This window comes from Streptomyces canus (genome assembly GCF_030815415.1).
Lineage (GTDB): Bacteria > Actinomycetota > Actinomycetes > Streptomycetales > Streptomycetaceae > Streptomyces > Streptomyces canus_F.
The window spans coordinates 7,603,391-7,627,245 of record NZ_JAUSWW010000001.1 but is presented as its reverse complement, the minus strand read 5'-3'; the positions used below and the strand labels follow the sequence as shown (position 1 = coordinate 7,627,245).

Genomic DNA, 23,855 nt, shown 5'->3' with positions numbered 1-23,855 from the left:
CGGCAGCCTCTCCGTCCGACACGACCGCCCGGCGCGTACGCGACGTCACCGAGTCCGAGGTCCCCCCGCCCGGACAACTCCCCCCGCGTGCGCGTCGGGCGGTCACACGTTCGTCGGCGGCGGGCTCAGCGGCAGCCGTACCTCCAGGGTGGTGCCCTCGCCCGGCGGACTGCTGACGTCCAGCTTGCCGCCGATCGCCTCGACGCGGTCGATGAGCCCGATCAGCCCGGACCCGCGGCCGGGCTCGGCTCCCCCGACGCCGTCGTCGCGGATGACCATCTCCAGCCGGTCCTCCCGGATCTCGGCCCCGACCTCCACCACGCGCGCGTGGGCGTGCTTCACCGCGTTGGTGAGGCACTCCGAGGTGACGTAGTACGCGGCCACCTCCAGCTGCTCCGGGAGACGCGACGCGGGCAGCTTCAGGTCGAGTTCCACAGGGACGGCGGAGCGGCGGGCCAGGGAGCGCAGGGCGGGGCCCAGGCCGCCCTTGGAGAGGATGGCCGGGTGGATGCCGCGGGCCACCTGGAGCAGGTCCTGGAAGGCGTCGTCGAGGCCCTTGCCCACATGGGCGAGCTGCTCGGCGAGTTCGGAGGACGGGTCCGTCAGCAGGGACTCGGCCAGTCTCAGGTCCAGTTGGAGGGCGACGAGCCGCTGCTGGACCCCGTCGTGCAGATCGCGCTCGATCCTGCGCCGGGAGGCGTCCGAGGCGGCCACCACGCGCGCGCGTGACGCGGTCAGCTGGGCGCGGCTGTCGGCGTTGACGATGGCGGTGGCGATGAGCTCGGTGAAGTCGGCAAGCCGCGACTCGGTGCCGGCGGGCAGGGCGTCCAGCGGGGAGGCCGCGAGGACGAAGCCCCACAGCCGGTCCTCGACGACGATGGGCGCGCCCACGACCTGTCCGACATGAGCCGCGCGCCGGGTCCCGGACACCTCGCGCATCGCCTTGAGGCCCGCCTGCCGACGCTCCTCGTGGCCGGCCCGCTCGAGCTCCTCCGGGATCCCGTACACGGTGCCGAGGACCGTCCGGCTGCCGTCGGGCTCCTGCCGCAGCACGGCCACGGTCGTGTTCAGCAGGGCCCCGACCTCCTCCGCCACCCTCGTGAACACCTCGGACGGCGGGGCTCCGCGGGCCACCAGGGTGGCGACCCGGCGCAGCGCGGCCTGCTCCAGTGCGGCCCGGCGGCTCTCGGTGACGTCGCGCGCGGTGGCGTAGACGAGGCCCTCCTCGGGGACCGGCCGGGCGCTCCACTGGAGCCAGCACTCGGTGCCGTCGGCACGCAGGTAGCGGTTCTCGAACTCGGCCACATCGGCGCCGCTCGCGAGCCGGTCGAGGGCGACGCGGGTGGCCTCCCGGTCGTCCGCGTGCACGAACTCCAGGTAGGGCTTGGACAGCAGTTCCTCGCCCGAATGGCCGAGGGTCCTCTCGAAGGCCGGGTTGACCCGCTTGAAGTAGCCGTCGACGCCGCTGATGCAGAGCAGGTCGAGGGAGAGGTTGAAAATGCTCGCCACTTCCTGTTCGGCCTTCTCACGCCGCCCGTGGGCCGCGGCGAAGGACGCCATGGTGCCGTTCATTCCGCCGAGCAGCTGGGCCCAGGTGCCGTCGAAGGGGGCGACGTCGGCGCGGTGTCCGAGCCGGTTGTCGTCGATCGCCGTATTCATGGCGCGGATCTCGCCGGCCAGCCGCTCGGTGGTGACGCGCAGTTCGCGGAAGGTGTCGGCCACATCGCCGAGTTCGTCACGGCCGGCATACCGGATGTCGTACGAGAGATCGCCGTCCGACAGGGCCCGCGCGCCCTGGGAGACCTCGCTGAGGGGGCGGGTGATGGAGCGGCGCAGGGCCAGCGCGAGGACGGTGACGACGCCGAGGACGGCCAGGGAGACGGCGAGGTCGCGCCGTACGCGGGTCTCCGCGCTGTGGCGGTCGCGCGCGGCGGTGACCTCGAGGGCATGTGCGGCCCGGTCCTGGATGCCGCGCAGGGAGTCGATGCGGGCCGTGGAGTGGGTCAGCCAGCTCTCGTACGACGGCAGGCGGACGGTCTCGGGGACGGGTGCGGCGAGCGTGTCGCGGACCTTGCGGACGGCCCGGCCGGGCGCCTCGAACTGGGTGCTGTACAGCTCGCCCCGCAGGTCGTCCGAGGTGTTCTGCCGGAACGTGTCCAGTTCGGCCGCCTCCAGCTCGGGCCAGCGTCCGGCGGCGGTGGGGCCTTGCCCGGCGGGTGCGTCCAGCAGGATCGCCAGCTCCACGCGCTCGCGTTCGGCGGCCTCGATGGCCCGTACGAGGGCGATGTGGGCGTCCGCGGCACGGCCCGAGGTCCGGGTGGGGCTCCCCGATTCGAACACGGCGACGTGGTCGAGCAGGGCGTCCTCGATGCCCGCGTAGTCCTGGGCCACCGTGGGGGCGGTGAGCGAGGCGGTGCCCGTCTGGACGCGCAGCGCGTGCAGTCGGCGTCCGGCGGCGTCGAGGTCTCCGGCGGCGTCGGCCCCGGTCCAGCCGGCGGTTCGGTCGACGGCCCGCTCCAGGGCCTGGTCCGTGGTCCGTTCGGCCGCGGTACGGGCCGCCGGGGTGACCGTGCCCGGGCGCAGCCTGGCCTGTACGGCGGCGATCCGCTCCCGGGCGACGGCGTCGGAGACCTCGGTGAGCGCGAACGACACCTCGGTCGTGGTGTGGAAGGCCCGCAGGTCGCGCGCCTCCTGCCACTGGGCGACGCCGCTGAAGGCGATGAAGGCCAGCAGTCCGGTCACCGGCAGCAGCACGAGAAGCATCAGCTTGCGTCCGACGCGCAGACGGGCCAGGAGCGGGGGGCGCTCCGTCCGTGTCGGTCCCACGCCGCGCATGTTCGTTCCTCAGCGCCCGGTGGGCGGGTAGTACTGGTGGTCCGCCAAGTCCTTGTCGATGGCCCGCACCGCCCCGTCGAGTGTGGCCCGCACCGGCGCCTCGTCGAACATGATCTTGGCGAAGGCCCGGGAGAAGGCGTCGGTGACCGCCGGGTAGGCGGGCGTCCGCGGCCGGGGCCGGGCGACGCCGCGCGTCAGTTGCTCGATGAACAGGCGCTCGGCACCTCCGGTGGCGTAGGCGGACGAGAGCTCCACCGCGCTGTGCGTGGCCGGGATCCCGCCGTTGGCCTCGCTCATCCGGTGGACCTGGTCCGGCCTCAACAGGTAGGCGAGGAAGCGCCAGACGGCGTCCCCGTCCGCCGCGCCGGAGGTGACGCCCCACTGCCAGGAGCCCATCCCGGTCACCGTGCCCCGGCCGAAGTCGGGCAGCGGCACGATCGCCACATCGCCGGGGTGCGCCTTGCTGTAGTCCGGGTACCACCAGTGGCCGGTCCAGGAGATGACGCTACGGCCCTCGCTGAACGCCTGGTCGTCGGTCCTGCCGGGCTCGACGAGCCCCTCCTTGACCCAGGTCTGCAGGGTGGTGAGCGCCTTGACCGACTCAGGACTGTTGAGGAAGCCGTCGGCCGTGCGGAACGTCCTGGGCTCGATGAGATCACCGCCCGCCGACCACACCGCGGGCGCGAAGCCGTAGGTGTTCCACTCCTCGCCGGGCTGCGCGTGGACGAGCCCGATGTCGACGGGGGTCTGGTGGCCCGCCTCGCGCAGGGTGCGCAGCACGTCCGTGAATTCGTCGGAGGTCCAGGCGTCGTCGACGCCCTGGGGGATACGGATGCCGGCCTTCTGCAGCACCGAGGGGCGCACATACAGCCCCAGTCCGGAGTCGAAGGTGCCGATGCCGTACAGCTTCCCCGCGTACGTGCCCTGTTGGCGGATCGAGGCCAGCAGATCGCTCCGCACGCTGTCGGGGACGCAGGAGTCGATCGGCTTGAGCTTGCCGGACCAGGCATAGCTGTAGAGATTGGGGCCGTCGATGTCGAGCAGGTCCGGAAGGTCGCCGCTGGCCGCGGCGGAGTTCACCAGGTCGGTGTACGGGCGGTGCTCGGGCAGGGTGACGAGCTCCACCCGCACCTGTCTCTGTGCCTGGTTGAACTCCGCGACCTGCTGCTGCAGGGTGCTGAGCTCCCCGCTCGGCCCGGCGTGGAACCACATGGTGAGATGCTCGGTGCCCTCGATCCTGCCGTCGCAGGTCGTGTCACCGCGCGCCTCGCCACCCGTGCCGTCGTCCTCGCCTCCCCCGCCGCACGCGGCCAGCAGCAGGGCGGCCCCCAGCAACCTTGCGGTCAGGGCGCGATGATGCACATCCGCTCCGACGTTGCTGAGCCACGCAGGCATCGCGCACCCCCACTCGACCGGGCTTCAGCGGCCTCCCCAGGGCAGCTCATATGCTACCCCCGGTGACGTGCCGCTGCGCTGAGTGAGCGGGAACCGGTGGATTCGGCAAGGGACTTTCAGCACATTCCAGCTGCCCGGAAGCAACGCGCGTCGACTCCTTCCGGGTAGCCGGAAAGCGCAATCACCTGCCTGTTGGGACCCTGTGGGGCATGTCCATGAGCTGTCTTCTCGTCGATGACAGCATTCGATTCCTGGAAGCCGCGCGCACTCTGCTGGAGCGCGACGGGATACCCGTCGTCGGCGTCGCCATGTCAGGTTCGGAAGCTCTGGCACGGGCCACCGAGCTGGCCCCGGACATCGTCCTGGTGGATCTCGACCTCAACGGGGAGAACGGCTTCGACCTCGCGGTGGAGCTCGCCGGCACTGTCACGTCCGTGATCATCCTGATCTCCACACACTCCCTGGACGACTTCGAGGAACTCGTGGCCGCCAGCCCGGCGCGCGGCTTCCTTCACAAGTCCGCGCTCTCCGCACGGGCGATCAGAGACGTACTGGGCAACGACGGCTCAAGCGCGCCGACTTGACTTCTCCAGGCCGCATCCCGGCCAGGAGCGCGTGACTGTTGGGCATGAGGTGTTGTCGGGACTTGGTCAACACGCTTCAATGCGGGGGAACTCGGGATCGTGAAGAACGGCGTACGGATGTGAAGACGCCCCGGCCCCGGTGCGAATCCGCACGAACGGTCTGACCAGCCGTCGTGACCACACAGAAAGGCCCCTGCATGCCGCACGCCACACAGCACGGGGACGTCTCCGCCGTCGCCGACGCGGAACTGGACACGGCCCTGCGAGGCGGCCCCTTCCATGTCGCCCTGCGGGCGGCGATCGCCGCCCGCGGACTGCCGCTCCAGCGCGTGCAGCACCATCTGTCGCGCTACGGGGTCAAGGTCGGCGTGACCAGCCTGAGTTACTGGCAGCAGGGTGCGCGCCGCCCCCAGCGCCCCGAGTCGCTGCGCGCGGTGCGGGCCCTGGAGGAGATCCTCCAGCTGCCGGAGGAGTCACTGATCCGGCTGCTCGCCGAGGCCGACGCACACGCGGCCGGCCAGCGCCCCGCCGTCCGCTCCTACCGTTCCCTCGTCGAGGCCTCCGGCGTACTGGAGCGGCTGCTGGCCGAGCTGGACTCACCGCCGGACGGCGGGCTGCACACCCTCGGGCACCACGAGCGGGTACGGATAGGGGGACGTCGGGAGCTTCTCGGGCGCGAGTCGCACCACATCGTGCGCGCCCACCAGGACGGCGTCGACCGGTTCGTGGCCGTGCACCACGGCGACCCGGGGTGCGTGCCGGAGCGCATGCAGGTGCATGCCCTGGAGAACTGCCGCACGGGACGCGTCCGCTCCCACCACGGGACCGGCGTGTTCGTGGCCGAGCTGCTCTTCGACACCCGGCTGCGGGCCGGCGACACCTTTCTGTTCCGCTACGGCGTCGAGGACGGCACGGCGGGTGTCTCCCGCGAGTACATCCGCGGGTTCGGCCCGTCCGGCGGGCAGTACGCGCTCCAGGTGCGCTTCGACGAGAGCGCGCTGCCGGCCCGCTGCCACCGGTTCACCCAGCACTCGGCGGCGGCCCCGCGCAGTGGGCGCCAGGAACTGGCGCTCACCGGGACGCACCGGTCGGTGCACATCGTCGAGCCGCGGGTGCGGACGGGGATCGTGGGGATCGGCTGGGACTGGGAGTGAGCCGCCTGCGGCCCGCCTGACGTAAACGCTTGCGCAAGCGTTTACGTGAGGCGTCGGATGGGATACGTTCCTGGCCTGAGCGGTGTCCGCCGAGGCATGTCGCCCGAGGGCTGTCCAGGAGGAGCGTCATGCCGACCATGGCCGATGTCGCGCGCTGTGCGGGCGTGTCCGTGGCGACCGTCTCGCATGTGCTCAACGACACCCGGCCGGTGCTCCCGCACACGCGCCAGGCCGTCCTGGACGCCATCGACGAGCTCGGCTACACCCCCAACACCCTGGCCCGCTCCCTGGTGACCTCCCGCACCCGCTCCATCGGGCTCGCGGTGTCGGCGATCACCAATCCGTACTTCACGGAGATCCTCCAGGGCGTCGAGGCGGAGGTCCTGGAACGCGGCTACAGCCTGCTGATCGCCGATCCGCACGACGACCCCGCCCATGAACGCAAGGTCGTCCAGCTGCTGCACGAGCGGCGGGTGGACGGCATGATCGTCGCGCCCTCCGCGGACCCCGCGGAGCTGCTGGCCTACCTCGGCCGCCATGCCGTCCCCACGGTGCTCCTCGACCGTGTCGTCGACGCCGCGCCGCCCTTCGACCAGGTCTGCGCCGAGAACACCGCGCCGATGAGCGAGCTGGTCGCCCATCTCGCCGTGCTCGGCCACCGGCGGATCGGGCTGGTGGCGGGGCTGCCCGGGCTCAGCACCAGCGGTGAGCGGGTCGCCGGGTACCGTGGCGGGCTCGCTGCCGCCGGGCTGCCGTACGACGAACGGCTCGTGGTCCACGGCGACTCCGCGTCGGCCGGTGCCGAGCGGGCCACAGCGGCGCTGCTGGCCCTGCCCGAACCGCCGACGGCGCTCGTCACCGCCAACAACGCGATGACCATCGGCGCGCTGCGCGCCCTGCGCGACCACGGTCTCGCCGTGCCCGGCGACATCGCCCTGTGCTGCTTCGACGACTTCGCCTGGGCCGACCTCTTCTCCCCCCGGCTCACCGCGATCGCCCAGCCCAGCAAGGAGATCGGCGCCCGGGCGGTGCGGGTCCTCCTGGACCGCCTGGCCGATCCGGACCGGCCGGCCCGGACGGTCCGCCTGCCCTGTGCCCTCGTGCATCGCACGTCGTGCGGGTGCCCCGAGGAGGCGGTGGTGTCCGGATGACCGCTGCCGGAGGGGGCCGAGGTGTTCCGGCGGCCGGCCGAAGTCGCCGGGGTGTCACGGCAGCGGCTGCCCGAAGCGGCCGGGAGCACCCAACAGGGGCTGCCCGAGGGGCGGTTGCCCTCGCCTCCGCCACCCGTGCCCGAACCGCGGGACAGCCCCGCAAGTCCGAGAAAGGAACACGTTCGTGATCGTCGTCGCCGGTGAGGCTCTCATCGACCTGGTACCGCAGGGCACGGGAGCCCTGGCGGGACTGACGCCCGCGCTCGGCGGCGGCCCGTACAACACGGCCGTCGCCCTCGGTCGCCTCGGCTCCCCCGCCGCCTTCTGCTCCCGTACGTCGTCCGACGCGTTCGGCGAGGCCCTGCTCGACGGGCTGCGGCGGGCGTCGGTGGACGTGTCGGCGGTGCAGCGCGGGCCGGAGCCGACCACTCTGGCGGTCGCCACGATCGACGCGAGTGGCTCGGCCGCCTACTCCTTCTATGTCGAGGGCACCGCCGACCGGCTGTTCGCGGCCCCCGCCGCGCTCCCGGCCGGTACGCGCGCGGTGTCCTTCGGCACCTGCTCGCTCGTCCTGGAGCCGGGGGCGAGCGCCTACGAGGAGCTGATGCGGACCGCGGCCGCGCAGGGCGTGTTCACCGCGCTCGACCCGAACATCCGGGCCGGGCTGATCCCCGATCCGGACGCCTACCGGGCCCGGTTCAAGAGCTGGCTGCCGTCGGTGTCCCTGCTCAAGCTCTCCGAGGAGGACGCACTGTGGCTGGGCGGCACCCCGCGCGAGTGGCTGGCCGCGGGACCTTCGGCCGTCGTGATCACTCGGGGCGGTGACGGTCTGACCGCGTTCACCCGGGACGGCTCGGTGCACTCCGTGCCGGGCGAGAAGGTCGACGTCGTCGACACGATCGGGGCCGGTGACACGGTGAACGCGGCGCTCCTGCACGGCCTGTCCGTCCGGGACGCCCTGTCCGCCGAGGCGCTCCTGGGACTGGGCGCCGACGGCTGGACGAGGCTGCTGCGATTCGCGGCGCGGGCAGCCGCGATCACCTGCTCCCGGGCGGGGGCGGAACCGCCGTACGCCTCCGAACTCGGGGGCTTGTAGGGGGCGTTCGGCCTTCCGCCGATTCCACTGTTCAGGAGTCAAGGTGCGTCGCGGCCGCAGGGATCGGGCGGCTGATCCTGCAACGATCGGCGCCCCGCGGGGAGTTCCCACGGGGCGCCGAACTTTTCCGTATTTCTCAGGACCTGTCCCCCATGAGGCTCAGGCCTTGCGGGCCCGCGTCGCCTTCTTCGCGGGTGCCGCCTTCTTGGTCGCCGCGGTGCCGGCGGCCTTGGTCGCGGTCGTCCTCGCCGTGGCCGTCTTCTTCGCCGCGGTCTTGGCGGCGACGGTCTTCTTGGCCGTCGCCTTGCGCGGGGCCTTCACCGAGGACGCGTCGCTGATCCGGTCGGCGCCGAGGACCTCCCGCAGGAACTTGCCGGTGTGGCTGGCGGGGACCCCGGCGACCTCCTCGGGGGTGCCCTCGGCGACGACGAGACCGCCGCCCGCGCCACCCTCGGGGCCCATGTCGACGACCCAGTCGGCGGTCTTGATCACGTCGAGGTTGTGCTCGATGACGATGACCGTGTTGCCCTTGTCGACCAGGCCGGCGAGGACCTTCAGCAGCTTGCTGATGTCCTCGAAGTGCAGACCGGTGGTCGGCTCGTCCAGGACGTAGACCGTGCGTCCGGTGGAGCGCTTCTGAAGCTCGCTGGCGAGCTTCACGCGCTGGGCCTCGCCGCCGGACAGAGTGGTCGCGGACTGGCCAAGGCGGACATAGCCGAGACCGACGTCGTTGAGCGTCTTGAGGTGGCGGTTGATCGCCGGGACGGCCTCGAAGAAGTGCATGGCCTCCTCGATGGGCATGTTCAGGACCTCGGCGATGGACCTGCCCTTGTAGTGGACCTCCAGGGTCTCCCGGTTGTACCGGGCACCGTGGCAGACCTCGCACGGGACATACACGTCCGGGAGGAAGTTCATCTCGATCTTGATCGTGCCGTCGCCCGAGCAGTTCTCGCAGCGGCCGCCCTTGACGTTGAAGGAGAAGCGGCCGGGCAGATAGCCGCGGACCTTCGCCTCGGTGGTCTCGGCGAACAGCTTGCGGACGTGGTCGAAGACGCCGGTGTACGTCGCCGGGTTGGACCGCGGGGTGCGGCCGATGGGCGACTGGTCGACGTGCACGACCTTGTCGACGAGGTCGTCGCCGTCCACCCGTGTGTGGCGTCCCGGGACGCTCCGGGCGCCGTTCAGCTCACGGGCCAGGTGGGTGTACAGGATGTCGTTGACCAGCGTGGACTTGCCGGAGCCGGAGACGCCGGTGACCGCGGTGAACACACCGAGCGGGAACGAGACGTCGATGTCCTGGAGGTTGTTCTCCCGGGCACCGTGCACCGTGAGCCGGCGGGACGGGTCCTGCGGGCGCCGGATGTCGGGGAGCGGGATCGCCTTCTTGCCGGACAGGTACTGGCCGGTCATGGACTCGTCGTTGGTGAGCAGCTCCTTCAGGGAGCCGCTGTGCACGACCTTGCCGCCGTGCTCGCCGGCGCCGGGGCCGATGTCGACGATCCAGTCGGCGACCTTGATGGTGTCCTCGTCGTGCTCGACGACGATGAGCGTGTTGCCCATGTCGCGCAGCCGGACCAGGGTCTCGATCAGCCGGTGGTTGTCGCGCTGGTGCAGACCGATGGACGGCTCGTCCAGGACGTACAGCACGCCGACGAGGCCGGAGCCGATCTGGGTGGCCAGGCGGATGCGCTGGGCCTCACCGCCGGACAGGGTGCCGGCCGCGCGGTTGAGCGAGAGGTAGTCGAGGCCGACGTCGACGAGGAACTTGAGCCGCTCGTTGACCTCCTTCAGCACCCGCTCGGCGATCTTCTTGTCGCGGGTGTTGAGCTTCAGCTCGCCCAGGAAGTCCGCGCAGTCGCTGATGGACATCGCGGAGACCTCGGCGATGGACTTCCCCATCACCGTGACCGCGAGGACGATCGGCTTGAGCCGGGTGCCCTCACAGGTGGGGCAGGGCACCTCGCGCATGTAGCCCTCGAAGCGCTCACGGCTGGCGTCGCTCTCGGACTCGCTGTGCCGGCGCTTGACGAAGGGGACGGCTCCTTCGAAGGGCGTCGTGTAGACCCGCTCGCGTCCGTACCGGTTCCGGTAGCGGACCTCGATCTGCGTCTTGTGGCCGTGGAGGAGGGCCTTCTTGGCGCGCTGGGGCAGGCCCGCGAAGGGGATGTCGGTCCGGAAGCCCAGCGCGTCCGCGAGGGCGCCGATCAGCCGGCCGAAGTAGTCCTTGGTGTGCCCGTGCGACCAGGGGTGGATGGCGCCCTCGTCGAGGGACTTGTCCTCGTCGGGGACGATCAGCTCGGCGTCGACCTCCATGCGGGTGCCGATGCCGCTGCACTCGGGGCAGGCGCCGAAGGGGGAGTTGAAGGAGAAGGAGCGCGGCTCCAGCTCCTCGAAGGACAGGTCGTCGTACGCGCAGTACAGGTGCTCCGAGTACAGGCGCTCGCGCTCGGGGTCGTCCGCGGGGAGGTCGACGAAGTCGAGGACGACCATGCCGCCGGCGAGGCCGAGGGCGGTCTCCACCGAGTCGGTGAGCCGGCGCTTGGCGGACTCCTTCACCGTGAGGCGGTCGATGACGACCTCGATGGTGTGCTTCTCCTGCTTCTTCAGTGTGGGCGGCTCGGAGAGCTGGATGGTCTCGCCGTCCACGCGCGCGCGGCTGTAGCCCTTGGTCTGGAGGTCGGCGAAAAGGTCGACGAACTCGCCCTTGCGCTCGCGCACCAGCGGCGACAGCACCTGGAACCGGCTCCCCTCCGGCAGCTCCAGGACCTTGTCGACGATGGCCTGCGGCGACTGGCGCGCGATCGGGCGGCCGCACTCGGGGCAGTGCGGCTTGCCGATCCGCGCGAAGAGCAGCCGGAGGTAGTCGTAGACCTCGGTGATGGTGCCGACCGTCGAGCGCGGGTTGCGAGAGGTCGACTTCTGGTCGATGGAGACCGCGGGCGAGAGGCCCTCGATAAAGTCGACGTCCGGCTTGTCCATCTGGCCGAGGAACTGGCGGGCGTACGAGGAGAGCGACTCCACGTACCGACGCTGACCTTCGGCGAAGATCGTGTCGAAGGCCAGGGAGGACTTGCCCGACCCGGACAGGCCCGTGAAGACGATGAGCGAGTCACGCGGCAGGTCGAGCGAGACGTTCTTGAGGTTGTGCTCGCGCGCGCCACGGACGATGAGACGGTCGGCCACGCCGGTCCGCACCTTTCTTGAGAAGAAGTGACAGGGGCGGGGCCCCCGTGCTTTTTCAGACTAGGGGGAGCCACTGACAACGCCGGTCGGATTCCCGGATGCATAACAATCCCCGGCTATCCAGCATGCCCGACGCCACTGTCGACCATATAGCACGTGCATTCGATTTACGGCACTGCTTCACCACCTTCACCCAAAGGTGTGGCGGGACTAATGTCAGCAGCATGATTGATCACGCGCATGACCTGGCGTCTGTACGTGACGCGACGGAGCGGCTGCTCACCGCAGCCGCCAAACTGGACAACGCGTCTGTGACAGAGCCGTCACGGCTCCCCGGGTGGACCCGCGGCCACATCCTCGCCCACCTCGCCCGCAACGCGGACGCCCTGGTGAACGTTCTGGAGGGCCGGCCCATGTACGTCTCCGGGGAGGCCCGGGACGCCGAGATCGACCGGGACGCCCCACGCCCCCTAGACATCCAGCTCACGGACGTCCGTGACAGCGCCGCCCGCTTCCAGGAGGCGGGAGCCGCCCCGGCCGACTGGTCGCGCATCGTGCAGCTGCGCAACGGGGTCACCGACTCGGCGGCCCGGGTGCCGTTCCGGCGGTGGGTGGAGGTGGAGCTGCACCATGTGGACCTCGGGATCGGGTACGAGCTGGAGGACGTGCCCGCGGAGTTCGCGGGCCGGGAGATCGCCTTCCTCGCCGAGCGGTTCACCGGGCACCCCGACGTACCGCCGACGCGCCTGACGGACGACACGCGCGTGTGGACCACGGGCCGGGGGGCGGAGGCGATCGTGGTCACGGTGACGGGATCCCCCGCGGACCTGCTCGGCTGGCTCGCCGGGCGCCGCGACGGATCGGCGCTGAGCGTGGAGGGCGGAAGGCTGCCGCAGCTTCCTCCGCTGTAGGGGCGCCCTAGACTGACCGCCATGACGTACAGCGGACAGGTCACGGTCGGCGGCCCGGCGGACGTGCACGAACTCAAGGACCTGATGATCACCAAGATCGCGGTCGGTCCCATGAACAACAACGCCTATCTGCTGCGCTGCCGGGCCACGGACGAACAGCTGCTGATCGACGCGGCCAACGACGCGCAGACGCTGATCGGCATGATCGGTGACGACGGCATCGCGTCCGTCGTCACGACGCACCAGCACGGCGACCACTGGCAGGCCCTCGCCCAGGTCGTCGCCGCCACCGGCGCCCGTACGTACGCGGGGCGGGAGGACGCGGCCGGCATCCCCGTTCCGACCGACGTCCTCGTCGACGACGGCGCCATCCTCCGGGTGGGGCATGTGGAGCTGACCGCGCGCCATCTGGTCGGACACACGCCGGGGTCGATCGCCCTCGTCTACGACGACCCGCACGGCCACCCCCACGTGTTCACCGGCGACTGTCTCTTCCCCGGCGGCGTGGGCAACACCCGCAAGGATCCTGAGGCGTTCGCGAGCCTGATCCACGACGTGGAGACGAAGATCTTCGACGTCCTGCCGGACGAGACGTGGGTCTACCCGGGCCACGGCGACGACACCTCGCTCGGCGCCGAGCGTCCGCAGTTGCCGGAGTGGCACGCGCGCGGATGGTGAACGAGGGGGTGCTCGACGAATCCCTGCGCACCGGCGCGTGACCCACTCGTGCCCGCCCGGGGCATAACGACCCTCTCGCGCCCCGCGCACAACACACCTTTACGCGCCGCGTCTTCGCGCCCCCGGCGCGCATGCCTCCGCACGCGCCCCGTGTGAACCGTTCACACACGCCGGTGTCCCACGCACGCTCCCCGCGCACTTGGTTGCGCGGTCAACTGGTAGCAGCCCCGCACAGGATGACGGCTCCTGCGCGGCAAGGGCCGCCGGTCTTCCGATCCCCGCCCTCGGCCGGCGGCCCCGGCGACCTGCACAGGGGGCGTTCACAAGAACGCAACACCCGTTCCCAGTATGCGGACAGATACCGCCGTGACCTCGACAAACAGGGCGCCCTGCTGTCAATCTCCCGCCATGCACCTCGCCCCTCGCGCCCTGCGCCGCGCTGCCGCCGCCGCGACCATAGCCCTGCTCGCCACCGCCGTCGGCTGCGCACCGCAGCCGGAGGAGGACTCGGCCGCCAAGCCTTCGGGGTCTTCGACCGGCACCACGTGCGCCAAGGGGAAGCTGGCCACCGAGACGTCCGGCAAGCTGACGATCGCCACCGACGAGCCCGCGTACGAGCCGTGGTTCAAGGACGACAAGCCCGCCAACGGCAAGGGGTTCGAGTCCGCGGTCGCCTACGCCGTGGCGGAGCAGCTCGGCTACGACAAGAGCGCCGTCGTCTGGCAGAGCGTTCCCTTCAACAAGGCGTTCGCGCCCGGTGAGAAGACCTTCGACTTCGACATCAACCAGGTGTCGATCAGTGCCGAGCGCAAGAAGGCCGTGGACTTCTCGTCCGGCTACTACGACGTGCGCCAGGCCGTCATCGCCCTCAAGGGCACCAAGGCGGCGAAGGCGACGAGCATCGCGGACCTGAAGGGCCTCAAGCTGGGCGCCCAGGTCGGCACGACCAGCCTCAACTACATCGAGGACGTGGTGAAGCCGACGCGGCAGGCCGCCGCCTACGCCAAGAACGACCAGGCCAAGTCCGCCCTGAAGAACGGCCAGGTGGACGCCATCGTCGTCGACCTGCCGACCGCCTTCTACATCACCGCCGCCGAGGTGACCGACGCCGAGATCGTCGGCCAGTTCGAGAACCAGGGCGGCACACCGGAGCAGTTCGGTCTCGTCCTCGACAAGGGCAGCGCGCTCACCTCCTGCGTGACCGACGCGGTCGACACCCTGCGCGAGAACGGCACGCTGGCGAAGATCGAGCAGCAGTGGCTGTCCGACGCCGTCGACGCCCCGGTGCTCAAGTGACGCTCACGAAGGACGAGTCCGGCGCGGAGTCGCCGGTCTCGGTCGACACGTACACGCCCTCCGAGCGGCGGCTCGAGCGGGAACGCCACAAACGGACCCGCTCCCGCCGTGCCACCGCGATCGCCGCGCTCTCGACGCTCGTCACAGCCGCCGTCCTCTACCTGGTCGTTGTCAACGCGCCGGGCTGGCAGCGCACCAAGGAGACCTTCTTCAACGGGGAGTACGCGCGCGAGGCGTTCCCCAAGGTCCTCGAAGGGCTGTGGCTCAACCTCCGGCTGCTGCTGATCTGCGGTGTGGCCGTGCTCGTCCTCGGCATGCTCATCGCGATCGCCCGCACCCTGCGCGGCCCGGTCTTCTTCCCGCTGCGGGTGCTGGCCGCCGCCTACACGGACTTCTTCCGGGGCCTCCCGCTCATCATCAACCTGATGATCGTGGTCCTGGGCGTCCCGGCGCTGCGGCTCCAGGGCGTGACCGTCGACCCGGTGCTGCTGGGCGGCACGGCGCTGACGCTGACGTACTCCGCGTACGTGGCCGAGGTGTTCCGCGCCGGCATCGAGTCCATCCACCCTTCGCAGCGCGCCGCGGCCCGCTCGCTCGGCCTCTCCAACCGGCAGGCGCTGCGGCACGTGGTGCTGCCGCAGGCCGTACGACGCCAGGTACCGCCGCTGCTCAACGACCTGGTGTCGCTGCAGAAGGACACCGGGCTCGTGTCGATCGGCGGTGCGGTGGACGCCGTACGGGCCGCCGACATCATCGTGGGCCGCAGCCTCAACTACACGCCGTACATCGTCGCGGGCCTGGTCTTCGTCGCGCTGACGATTCCGATGACCCGGTTCACGGACTGGGTGACGGCCCGGATGGACCGTCAGCGGGCCCAGGGAGGGACCACATGACCGACGCACCGGTGCTGCGGATGGAGTCCGTCCGCAAGACGTTCGGCGACTCGGTCGTCCTGCGCGACGTGGACCTGGAGGTCGCCCCGCACACGGTGACCGCGCTGATCGGCGCCTCGGGTTCCGGCAAGTCCACGCTGCTGCGCTGCGCGAACCTTCTGGAGGAGATCGACGACGGCGCGATCTGGCTGGACGGCGAGGAGATCACCGACCCGCGGGCCGACCAGGACGCGGTACGCCGCCGTATCGGCGTGGTCTTCCAGGCGTACAACCTCTTCCCGCACATGACCGTCCTGGAGAACATCACGCTCGCCCCGCGCCGTGTGCACGGGGTGTACCGCGCGGAGGCCGAGGAGCGCGGCAGGGAGCTGCTGGAGCGGCTCGGGCTCGGTGGCAAGGCGGGCGAGTACCCGGACCGGCTCAGCGGCGGTCAGCAGCAGCGGGTCGCGATCGTGCGCGCTCTGGCCGTACGTCCTCGGCTGCTGCTCCTCGACGAGATCACCGCGGCCCTCGACCCGGAGCTCGTGGGCGAGGTGCTCACCGTCGTCCGTGATCTGAAGGGCGAGGGCATGACCATGGTGCTGGCCACGCACGAGATGGGCTTCGCCCGCGATGTCGCCGACCAGGTTTGTTTTCTGGACGGAGGTGTGGTCCTGGAGAGCGGGACGGCCGAGCAGTTCTTCGGTGACCCGCAGCAGGAGCGCACACAGCGCTTCCTGCGGCGGATCGTGGAGGCCGGGCGCCTGTAACAGGCGTCCGCCAGGAGGGCGGGGCTTACGCCTCGGTCTGTCCCGTCCCCGCCAGCGCCGCGACCCGCTCCACGCCGAAGGCGTATCCCTGCACACCACAGCCCGCGATGACGCCGTCGGCGCGCAGGGAGACATAGGAGTGGTGGCGGAAGGACTCGCGCTTGTGGATGTTGGAGATGTGGACCTCGAGGACCGGCAGTCCGTCGCAGGTGTTGAGTGCGTCCAGAATCGCGACCGACGTGTGCGAGTAGGCGCCGGGGTTGATGACGATCCCGCAGTGGTTCAGCCGCGCCTCGTGGATCCAGTCGACCAGCTCGCCCTCGTGGTTGGACTGCCGGAAGTCCACGGTGCCGCCGTGCGCGGCCGCGGTCTTGGCGCACAGGGCCTCGACGTCGGCGAGGGTGTCGGAACCGTAGATCTCCGGCTGGCGCTGGCCGAGCAGGTTCAGGTTGGGGCCGTTGAGGATCATGATCGGGGCGTTGGCCAGGGTGCGGGGCACGGTTCCTCCGGTCCGGTGGCGGGTGCGCGATCCGTTGAAGACCGCTGCTCAGACCCCGGTTTATCACGGTGCAGCCAGAGCATGGACAGCCGTACCCTCCACGGATGACGACGATCTCGTACCCGCCCAAGGCCTCCCCCGGCGACCGCATAGCCGTCATCTCGGCCGGCGCCGGCCTGCCCGAGCTCTTCCCGCGCCCCTTCGAACTGGGCCTGGAGCGACTGCGCGAGGACTACGACCTCATCCCGGTCGAGTACCCGACGACCCGCAAGATGGGCACGACTCCGCGAGAGCGCGCCGCCGACATCCACGCCGCCTTCGCCGACCCGGACATCAAGGCGGTCATCGCGTCGATCGGCGGCGACGACCAGATCACCGTGCTGCCCTATCTGGACCGGGAGTTGATCCGGGCGAACCCGAAGCCGTTCTTCGGGATGAGCGACAACACGAACCTGCTCGTGTATCTGCGCAACACGGGGATCGTCGGCTTTCACGGCGCGACGGTGATGTGCGAGCTGGGCCGCCCCGGCGCCATGAACCCGCAGACCGCGGACTCCCTGCGGGCCGCGCTGTTCACCTCGGGCGAGTACGAGTTGAGGCCCGCCGACCGCTGGAACGACGTCAACCGCGACTGGGCGGACCCGGCGACCTTCGAAGCGGAGCCGGAGACCAGGCCCGGCAGCGGCTGGACCTGGGTGAACGCCGACCGCGTGATCGAGGGCAGGACGTGGGGCGGCTGTCTGGAGATCGTGGGATGGCTGCTGATGGCCGACCGCGAGGTCTCGCACGACCTGAGCGAGTACGACGGCGCAGTGCTGATCCTGGAGACCTCAGAGGACATGCCCAGCGCCACAGAGGTCTTCTGGACGCTCCGGAACATGGGCGAGCGCGGGCTGCTGCACCGCTTCTCGGCGCTGCTGATGGGGCGCGCGAAGACCTGGTCCTTCGAGCGTCCCAACAGCCCGGAGGGCGCCGCTCGTTACGGGTCCGAACAGCGTGAGGCCGTACTGCGCGCCATGCGGGACTATGCCCCGGACACCACGATCGTCTTCGACGTCGACTTCGGGCACACCGACCCCCAACTCGTCATCCCCTACGGCGGTCTCGTCCGCGTCGACGGTCCCGCCCGGCGCATCACGGTCACCTACTGACGCGCCAGCACGCCCCCGTAACCCGTCGTCACCCTGGGTAGTTGACGCGGCATGCATGACGTACCCACCGTAGAGGCGCCCTCCATGCCGCGGCTCGCGGCCGCCTCGCTCGCCGGGACGGCCATCGAGTTCTACGACTTCTTCGTCTACGGGACCGCGGCGGCGCTGGTCCTGGGGCCGCTGTTCTTCCCGACGTTCTCGCCGCTGGCGGGGACGCTGGCCGCCTTCGCCACGTTCGGTGTGGGATTCGTGGCGCGACCGCTGGGTTCGGTGCTGTTCGGACACATCGGGGACCGGCGCGGGCGGCGGCCGGTCCTCGTCGCCTCGTTGCTGCTGACCGGCGGCGCCACGGTCGCGGTCGGCTGTGTACCGACGTACGAATCGATCGGGGTGACCGCTCCCCTGCTGCTGCTCGTGCTGCGGTTCCTGCAAGGCTTGGGGCTCGGCGGGGAGTGGGGCGGGGCCGTGCTGCTGACGGCCGAGCACGCGCCGCCCGAGCGGCGGGCCCTGTGATCGAGCTTCCCCCAGATCGGGCCCGCGGTGGGATTTCTGCTCGCCAACGGCGTGATGCTGGTCCTGTCGGCGTCGCTGACCGAGGCGCAGTTCGCCGCGTGGGGGTGGCGGGTGCCGTTCAGGGCGGCGGGGGTGCTGGCCGTGGCGGGGCTGTGGCTGCGGTCGTCGCTCGCCGAGAGTCCCAGCTTCCTGGAGATCGACGACCACGCGCGCGTGCCGCTCGTCGAGGTCGTGCGCGACCACTGGCGGCTCGTCCTGCTGACGGCCGGGGCGCTCGCGGTCGGGTACGCGATCTTCTACGCCGTCACGACCTGGTCGCTCGCGTATGGGACGGAGCGGCTGGGCGTGGGCCGTACGGTCATGCTGGCCTGCATCATGGTCGCGGTCGTGGTGAAGGGATCGCTGACGCCGGTGGTGGCGTTGCTCGGCGACCGCTACGGGCGGCGGCCGCTGTGTCTGGCGGGGTGCGCGGCGGCGGCCGTGTGGATGTTCCCGATGGTCGCGCTGCTCGCGACCGGCGAGCCGCTGCTGATGTTCCTGGGGTTCCTGGGCGCGATGCTCGCGTTCATCACGATGTTCGCCGTGATCGCCGCGTATCTGCCGGAGCTGTACGAGCCGAGGGTGCGCTGCACGGGCGCCGCGGTCGGCTACAACCTCGGCGGGGTCCTCGGGGGCGCGCTCACGCCGATCGTGGCGACGGCGCTCGCCGAGCGGAGCGGCCGGGTGCCGTGGGGCGTGGGGGCGTATCTGACGGGGATCGCACTGCTGAGCCTGGGGTGCTTCGCGCTGCTGCCGGAGACGCGTCCGGTGCCGGTGGCCGCCGCGGCAGAGCCGGAGCCGGCCATGGATTGATCCGGGGAATCGGTCCTTGGATCAGTCGACAGGCCGGTCTACGGATTGATCGCCAGTTCCAGGTAGGCCGCGAACAGCACCAGGTGTACGCCGCCCTGGAGCGGGGTGGCCCGGCCCGGCACCACGGTCAGGGAGCTGACCACCACGGTCAGGGCGAGCAGCACCATGTGGGTGGCGCCCAGGCCCAGGACGAGCGGGCCGTCGAGCCAGATGGAGGCCAGGGCGACGGCGGGAATGGTGAGGCCGATGCTGGCCATCGCGGAGCCGAGCGCGAGGTTGAGGCTGGTCTGCACGCGGTCGCGGCGCGCGGAGCGCAGTGCGGCGATGGTCTCGGGGAGGAGCACCAGCAGGGCGATGATCACGCCGACGACGGCATGGGGCAGTCCGGCCGCGGACACCCCGGACTCGATGGTGGGCGATACGCCCTTGGCCAGGCCGACGACGCCGATCAGGGCCAGTCCCAGCAGCCCGAGGCTGATCCGGGCGGTGCGGGAGGACGGCGCGTCGGCGTGGTCGTCGACGGTGACGACCACGCCCTGGCGGGTGATCGGGAGGAAGTAGTCGCGGTGCCGCACGGTCTGGGTCGCCACGAACAGGCCGTACAGGACCAGTGAGGAGAGCGCGGCGAAGGTCAGCTGGACGCCGGAGAACTCGGGGCCCGGCTTGCTGGTCGTGAACGTCGGCAGGACCAGGCTGAGGGTGGCCAGGGTGGCGACGGTCGCGAGGGCGGCACCGGTGCCCTCGGGGTTGAAGACGGCGATGCCGTGGCGCAGCGAGGCGACCAGGAGACAGATGCCGACGATGCCGTTGCAGGTGATCATCACGGCCGCGAAGACCGTGTCCCGGGCGAGCGTGGAACTTTTGCCGCCGCCGTCGGCCATCAGGGTGACGATGAGGGCGACTTCGATGATGGTGACGGCGACGGCGAGGACGAGGGAGCCGAAGGGTTCGCCGACCCGGTGCGCGACCACTTCGGCGTGGTGGACGGCGGCCAGGACGGCGCCCGCGAGGACCAGGGTCACCAGGGCGACGATCACGCCCGGCAGATCGCGCCCCCAGGTGAAGGCCAGGAGGACGACGGCGAGCACCGGCACGAGGATCGTCCACTGGGTGGTGAGCGACCTGAGCCGAGTGATCATGCGGCGATCGTCGCAGAGGGGGTGGGGCCCCGCACCCTGGCGGGACGGGGCCCGCGGGCCTCACTTGAGCTCGGTGACGTCCACCAGATCGCAGTCCGTGAAGGTCGGTGCCTTGGTGCACAGCGCGGCCATCCGCTCCGCGAACTTGCCCGTCTCCGGGTCGCCGCTGTTGCGCATGGCCTCCTCGTAGGAGTCGAACTCGATCACGACGAGGTAGCGGTTTGGATTGCTGCGGTCCCTCAGCACCATGCGGTGGGTGGGGCCGTCGGTGCGGCCCGCGAACTGCTCCTCCGCCTGCCGGCCCAGTGCCTGCATCTCTTCGATGCGGTCGGTCTCGTAGTCGATGATCTGCACGAACTTCATGGGTGCGTCCATGGTGCCTCCACCCGGTCATGGCGTCTCCGGGCGGGAGACGCTCCGCACACAACGGAAGCACCGGGAGCGGTGGGCGGCAATTGGCCGCGCGGCGCTCCCGGTGCTGGTTGTTCCTACGTCCGACGTGGTCAGACGTCGATGCTGTCCTTCGGAGCGCCATCGCTCTGCGCCTGCGCCGCCTCGGCCGCCGCCTGCTTCTTGGAGGCACGGAGGCTGGTGAGCGTGGTGACGATCAGGACCGCGCAGATCACGCCGAGGGAGACCGGGATGGAGATCTCCGGGACGTGGACGCCGGACTCGTGCAGGGCGTGCAGCACCAGCTTGACGCCGATGAAGCCGAGGATGATCGACAGGCCGTAGCTGAGGTGGACCAGCTTCTTCAGCAGGCCGCCGATGAGGAAGTACAGCTGACGCAGACCCATCAGGGCGAACGCGTTGGCTGTGAAGACGATGTACGGGTCCTGGGTCAGGCCGAAGATCGCGGGGATCGAGTCCAGGGCGAAGAGCACATCGGTGGTGCCGATCGCGAGCATGACGACCAGCATCGGGGTCATGACCCGCTTGCCGTTCTCCTCGATCCACAGCTTGGTGCCGTGGTACCGGTCGGCGACACCGAAGCGGCGCTCGGCGGCCTTGAGCAGCTTGTTCTCCTCGAACTCCTCTTCATCCTCGTCGGCCCGGGCCTCCTGGATGAGCTTCCAGGCGGTCCAGATGAGGAAGGCGCCGAAGATGTAGAACACCCACGCGAAGCTGGCGAGGATCGCGGCGCCCGCGGCGATGAAGATGGCCCTCAGCACCAGGGCTATGAGGACACCGACGAGCAGGACCCGCTGCTGGTACTGCGACGGGACCGCGAACTTCGCCATGATCAGGACGAAGACGAAGAGGTTGTCGACGCTCAGGGACTTCTCGGTGATGAAGCCCGCGAAGAACTCTCCGCCGGCCTGGCCACCGCCGAAGATGAGCAGGCCGAGGCCGAAGAGGCCGGCCAGGGCGATCCAGACGACGGTCCAGATTCCGGCTTCCTTGATGGACACGTCGTGCGGCTTGCGGCCGATGAAGAAGTCGACCGCGATGAGGGCCGCGAGGCCCACGATCGTCAGGACCCACAGGGTCACGGAAACATCCATTGCTGCGCCTCCGGCATTACGTAACGGCAAATAACCAGCGTCGTCGCGCTGCCGGAGGTCTCTTCCACCCAAGGTGGGCCGACGCCCCGGGATCGGATCCGATCCGTATTGACGGGTACGCCGCATCGACAGGGAGTACTCCCCTCCGTGAGGAAGACGGTACCCCAATCACCAAGGAAAGGTAAAGCGATTGGCAAAAGAAAGGTCAAGGTGCCTGGTCAGGCGACTTTACGTGTACTTGGTGCGAGCTGCCGACACCTGCTGAAGCACCTGCTGGAGCACCTGGCTGCCCGCCGGCACGAGCGAGGGCTCGTACGTCCAGGCATGCCCCACCCACGGGTCGGCGAGATGGTCGTCGGGAACAGGTGTGAGTCGCATCAGCGAACGCCACAGCGGGTCGAGCAGCGGACCGTACCCGGAGGCCTCCTCGCGGTCCGCGACCATCATCAGATGGACACCGACCGCCGGGCCCTCGTCGGCGAGGTAGCGCAGCTGGGTCACGGCACGGTCGTCGAAGCCGTGCGGGAAGTCGTTGACGATCAGGAGCTGCTCGGCGGTGTCGAAGCCGGGCGGGAGCGCGTCGGGCGCACCGCCGCGCACCGCCATCTGCACCAGGTCGACCCGTTGGGTGAGCCGGGCCAGGACGTCCGCCACACCCGCCGCGCCGACGGCGGGCGGGGCCGCGAGCACACCGCTCTGCACCAGCGGCACCAGCGCCTGTCCGCCCGAGCCCGCCGGGTCGATGACATGCACGGTGAACTCGCGCGCGGGATAGACGGCGAGCAGCCGCGCCGCGACCGCCACCGCGGTGTCCATGGCCAGACGCTTCACTTCGTGGGAGTCGGTGTACGAGCCGTCGATCGTGCCGGCCCGCCCGCTGTCGATCCACAGTCCGCGCTCCAGCGGAAGCCTGACCAGCATCGGGATGCTCACCTGCGGGGCCTCGGGAAGGTGCAGGTCGCCCAGGCGCAGGGCCATGGGGATCTCCATCGGCACCCGGTAGCCGTGCCAGACGGGGTTGTCCCAGCGGGCGTACGCCGGTGGCAGTGCGGGTTCCACGACATCGGCCTCGGCGGCGAGCTGCGCGAGGTCGCGGTCCAGGACCGCCTGGGCCTGGTCGACGAGCTGGGCGTGCTTGGCGCGGGCCGCCTCGCGCGCGGCGTCGCCCTGGCCCCCGATCCGGCTGCGCGGGTCGGACAGGACCTGGTCGAGCTCCTTCTCCATGCGCGACTCGGCGAAGTCGACGGCGCTGCGGTACGCGGCCATGCTGCGGGCCAGGTCCTCGAACATGCCCCACACCTGGTTGTAGAGCCGCTCGTCCATGGACCAGCCGGTCGCGTCCCCCGCGACGGGCTGCTGGGGCTGCCCGGGCTGGGCCGGGGGCGCGATCGGCGGGGGCGGCGGCGGTGCGGTGGTCTGCCGGCTCGGGTGGCTGTAGTCGACGGGGCCGCCCGCGGTGGGTGTGGACGGCTGGGTGGCCCCGGACGGGTCCGTGGAGCCCTGCTGGGCGCCCTGCGCGCCGTAGGGAGAGGTGGGCTGGCCGGGCCCCTGGGCGCCGTAGGGCGATGTCGGCGGCTGCGGTGGTACGGCGCCCTGAGATGCCGTACCCCCCTGGTCCGGGCCGGGTGCCGGGGCGGCCGTCTGCCGGGTACGGTCGCCGTCGGCGGTGCGCGGCGGGGCCGGTACGGAGCGGGCCAGTCCCTGGACCACGGCCTCGTTGATGCTGCCGGCGAGCGTGTGGGCCTCCGGCATGCCCTGGTCCGCCAGGAGTTCGGCGAGGCCGCCGGCGTACCCCTGGCCGACGGCGCGCACCTTCCAGGCGCCCTGCCGGCGGTAGAGCTCCAGGGCGACGACGGCGGACTCCGCCTCCAGGCCGGTGATGGTGTAGCTGGCGACCTCGCTGCCGTCGAGGCCGGTGACCGCGACGAAGGGGGCGGCCAGGCCGCCGAAGCGGACCGGGCCCGCCACTCCCGTGGGCAGGGCAAGCAGCACACTGATCCGGTGCACCGCCTCCGGCATGGCGCCGAGGTCCACCGCGAGGCGGTGGTCGGCGGCTGCCTGCCGGGAGACCTCCAGGCCCGGCAGGGTGGGTGTGCCCGGGTGGGCCACCCACTCCGCACCGTGGACCTTGCCGTGCTCGTCGCTCAACGCGGCTCCGGCCACGATCGGCTTGTCGGCCGAGACCCGGATCTCGAGACGGGCCTGGGAGAGCGGGTGGTTCTGCCCCCGCACCAGCTCGGCCGTCATGCCTTCGTCCCCCTGTGTCGCTGT

At 70.8% G+C, this 23,855-nt stretch carries 18 protein-coding genes and 1 pseudogene; 11 read left to right on the top strand and 8 right to left on the bottom strand.

Going from position 1 to position 23,855, the window contains the following annotated elements:
• Positions 1–102 precede the first annotated feature (102 nt).
• Together QF037_RS35245 and QF037_RS35240 are read right to left on the bottom strand one after the other, a co-directional pair.
• Positions 103–2,835: a nitrate- and nitrite sensing domain-containing protein gene (locus tag QF037_RS35245; RefSeq protein WP_373463856.1), complete on the bottom strand. Its 2,733-nt coding sequence runs from the start codon at positions 2,833–2,835 to the stop codon at positions 103–105.
• Positions 2,836–2,844: 9 nt separating this feature from the next.
• On the bottom strand, positions 2,845–4,230 hold the full coding sequence (locus QF037_RS35240) for an ABC transporter substrate-binding protein (protein WP_307032227.1): 1,386 nt from the start codon (positions 4,228–4,230) through the stop codon (positions 2,845–2,847).
• Between the two features lie 209 nt (positions 4,231–4,439).
• Between QF037_RS35240 and QF037_RS35235 the strand changes: the two genes are divergently transcribed.
• From QF037_RS35235 to QF037_RS35220, 4 genes are all read left to right on the top strand, one after another.
• Positions 4,440–4,814 carry a response regulator gene (locus tag QF037_RS35235; protein WP_307032224.1) on the top strand — a complete coding sequence of 125 codons (375 nt, stop codon included), beginning with the start codon at positions 4,440–4,442 and terminating at the stop codon, positions 4,812–4,814.
• A 197-nt stretch (positions 4,815–5,011) separates the two neighbouring features.
• Positions 5,012–5,968, top strand: coding sequence for a hypothetical protein (locus tag QF037_RS35230; RefSeq protein ID WP_307032222.1), 957 nt, complete (start codon positions 5,012–5,014; stop codon positions 5,966–5,968).
• A 128-nt stretch (positions 5,969–6,096) separates the two neighbouring features.
• Positions 6,097–7,119, top strand: coding sequence for a LacI family DNA-binding transcriptional regulator (locus QF037_RS35225; protein ID WP_307032220.1), 1,023 nt, complete (start codon positions 6,097–6,099; stop codon positions 7,117–7,119).
• 184 nt (positions 7,120–7,303) lie between these two features.
• Positions 7,304–8,215 (top strand): carbohydrate kinase family protein, encoded by a 912-nt coding sequence (locus QF037_RS35220; protein WP_307032218.1) that lies wholly within the window; start codon positions 7,304–7,306, stop codon positions 8,213–8,215.
• A 159-nt stretch (positions 8,216–8,374) separates the two neighbouring features.
• Here the strand turns inward: QF037_RS35220 and uvrA are convergent, their stop codons facing one another.
• Positions 8,375–11,398 (bottom strand): excinuclease ABC subunit UvrA, encoded by a 3,024-nt coding sequence (uvrA, locus tag QF037_RS35215; RefSeq protein WP_307032216.1) that lies wholly within the window; start codon positions 11,396–11,398, stop codon positions 8,375–8,377.
• 224 nt (positions 11,399–11,622) lie between these two features.
• Between uvrA and QF037_RS35210 the strand changes: the two genes are divergently transcribed.
• The 5 genes from QF037_RS35210 (at position 11,623) to QF037_RS35190 (ending at position 15,925) form a co-directional block, all read left to right on the top strand.
• Positions 11,623–12,309 carry a maleylpyruvate isomerase family mycothiol-dependent enzyme gene (locus QF037_RS35210; protein WP_307032214.1) on the top strand — a complete coding sequence of 229 codons (687 nt, stop codon included), beginning with the start codon at positions 11,623–11,625 and terminating at the stop codon, positions 12,307–12,309.
• A gap of 21 nt (positions 12,310–12,330) precedes the next feature.
• Positions 12,331–12,987: an MBL fold metallo-hydrolase gene (locus tag QF037_RS35205; protein WP_307032211.1), complete on the top strand. Its 657-nt coding sequence runs from the start codon at positions 12,331–12,333 to the stop codon at positions 12,985–12,987.
• 408 nt (positions 12,988–13,395) lie between these two features.
• Complete coding sequence (locus QF037_RS35200) at positions 13,396–14,283, top strand: ABC transporter substrate-binding protein (protein WP_307032209.1); 888 nt, start codon at positions 13,396–13,398, stop codon at positions 14,281–14,283.
• Positions 14,280–15,176, top strand: coding sequence for an amino acid ABC transporter permease (locus QF037_RS35195; protein ID WP_307032207.1), 897 nt, complete (start codon positions 14,280–14,282; stop codon positions 15,174–15,176). Before QF037_RS35200 ends, QF037_RS35195 begins: the two co-directional genes overlap by 4 nt.
• Positions 15,173–15,925, top strand: coding sequence for an amino acid ABC transporter ATP-binding protein (locus QF037_RS35190; RefSeq protein ID WP_307032205.1), 753 nt, complete (start codon positions 15,173–15,175; stop codon positions 15,923–15,925). Before QF037_RS35195 ends, QF037_RS35190 begins: the two co-directional genes overlap by 4 nt.
• 25 nt (positions 15,926–15,950) lie before the next feature.
• Here the strand turns inward: QF037_RS35190 and aroQ are convergent, their stop codons facing one another.
• Entirely contained in the window at positions 15,951–16,424 is a 474-nt protein-coding gene (aroQ, locus tag QF037_RS35185) for a type II 3-dehydroquinate dehydratase (protein ID WP_266893948.1), read from the bottom strand.
• A gap of 104 nt (positions 16,425–16,528) precedes the next feature.
• Between aroQ and QF037_RS35180 the strand changes: the two genes are divergently transcribed.
• Positions 16,529–17,575, top strand: coding sequence for a S66 family peptidase (locus QF037_RS35180; protein ID WP_307032202.1), 1,047 nt, complete (start codon positions 16,529–16,531; stop codon positions 17,573–17,575).
• A gap of 84 nt (positions 17,576–17,659) precedes the next feature.
• Positions 17,660–18,940: pseudogene (locus QF037_RS35175) on the top strand (MFS transporter).
• Between the two features lie 38 nt (positions 18,941–18,978).
• Here the strand turns inward: QF037_RS35175 and QF037_RS35170 are convergent.
• The 4 genes from QF037_RS35170 to QF037_RS35155 all read right to left on the bottom strand — a co-directional run bounded on the left by QF037_RS35170 (position 18,979) and on the right by QF037_RS35155 (position 23,831).
• The gene (locus tag QF037_RS35170; protein ID WP_307032200.1) at positions 18,979–20,079 is read right to left on the bottom strand and encodes a calcium:proton antiporter; all 1,101 of its coding nucleotides are present in this window, start codon (positions 20,077–20,079) and stop codon (positions 18,979–18,981) included.
• Between the two features lie 60 nt (positions 20,080–20,139).
• A complete protein-coding gene (locus tag QF037_RS35165; RefSeq protein ID WP_307032199.1) occupies positions 20,140–20,454 on the bottom strand; it encodes a hypothetical protein in 315 nt (104 codons plus the stop codon).
• Positions 20,455–20,582: 128 nt separating this feature from the next.
• Positions 20,583–21,584, bottom strand: coding sequence for a TerC/Alx family metal homeostasis membrane protein (locus QF037_RS35160; protein ID WP_307032197.1), 1,002 nt, complete (start codon positions 21,582–21,584; stop codon positions 20,583–20,585).
• A 228-nt stretch (positions 21,585–21,812) separates the two neighbouring features.
• Positions 21,813–23,831: a TerD family protein gene (locus QF037_RS35155; protein ID WP_307032195.1), complete on the bottom strand. Its 2,019-nt coding sequence runs from the start codon at positions 23,829–23,831 to the stop codon at positions 21,813–21,815.
• Positions 23,832–23,855 lie beyond the last annotated feature (24 nt).

What these genes read in the sequence shown, in the direction of transcription:
- QF037_RS35245 (WP_373463856.1), bottom strand. Translation starts at nt 2,835, where the DNA reads ATGCGCGGCGTGGGACCGACACGGACGGAGCGCCCCCCGCTCCTGGCC.
- QF037_RS35240 (WP_307032227.1), bottom strand. Translation starts at nt 4,230, where the DNA reads ATGCCTGCGTGGCTCAGCAACGTCGGAGCGGATGTGCATCATCGCGCC.
- QF037_RS35235 (WP_307032224.1), top strand. Translation starts at nt 4,440, where the DNA reads ATGTCCATGAGCTGTCTTCTCGTCGATGACAGCATTCGATTCCTGGAA.
- QF037_RS35230 (WP_307032222.1), top strand. Translation starts at nt 5,012, where the DNA reads ATGCCGCACGCCACACAGCACGGGGACGTCTCCGCCGTCGCCGACGCG.
- QF037_RS35225 (WP_307032220.1), top strand. Translation starts at nt 6,097, where the DNA reads ATGCCGACCATGGCCGATGTCGCGCGCTGTGCGGGCGTGTCCGTGGCG.
- QF037_RS35210 (WP_307032214.1), top strand. Translation starts at nt 11,623, where the DNA reads ATGATTGATCACGCGCATGACCTGGCGTCTGTACGTGACGCGACGGAG.
- QF037_RS35205 (WP_307032211.1), top strand. Translation starts at nt 12,331, where the DNA reads ATGACGTACAGCGGACAGGTCACGGTCGGCGGCCCGGCGGACGTGCAC.
- QF037_RS35200 (WP_307032209.1), top strand. Translation starts at nt 13,396, where the DNA reads ATGCACCTCGCCCCTCGCGCCCTGCGCCGCGCTGCCGCCGCCGCGACC.
- QF037_RS35190 (WP_307032205.1), top strand. Translation starts at nt 15,173, where the DNA reads ATGACCGACGCACCGGTGCTGCGGATGGAGTCCGTCCGCAAGACGTTC.
- QF037_RS35180 (WP_307032202.1), top strand. Translation starts at nt 16,529, where the DNA reads ATGACGACGATCTCGTACCCGCCCAAGGCCTCCCCCGGCGACCGCATA.
- QF037_RS35170 (WP_307032200.1), bottom strand. Translation starts at nt 20,079, where the DNA reads ATGATCACTCGGCTCAGGTCGCTCACCACCCAGTGGACGATCCTCGTG.
- QF037_RS35165 (WP_307032199.1), bottom strand. Translation starts at nt 20,454, where the DNA reads ATGGACGCACCCATGAAGTTCGTGCAGATCATCGACTACGAGACCGAC.
- QF037_RS35160 (WP_307032197.1), bottom strand. Translation starts at nt 21,584, where the DNA reads ATGGATGTTTCCGTGACCCTGTGGGTCCTGACGATCGTGGGCCTCGCG.
- QF037_RS35155 (WP_307032195.1), bottom strand. Translation starts at nt 23,831, where the DNA reads ATGACGGCCGAGCTGGTGCGGGGGCAGAACCACCCGCTCTCCCAGGCC.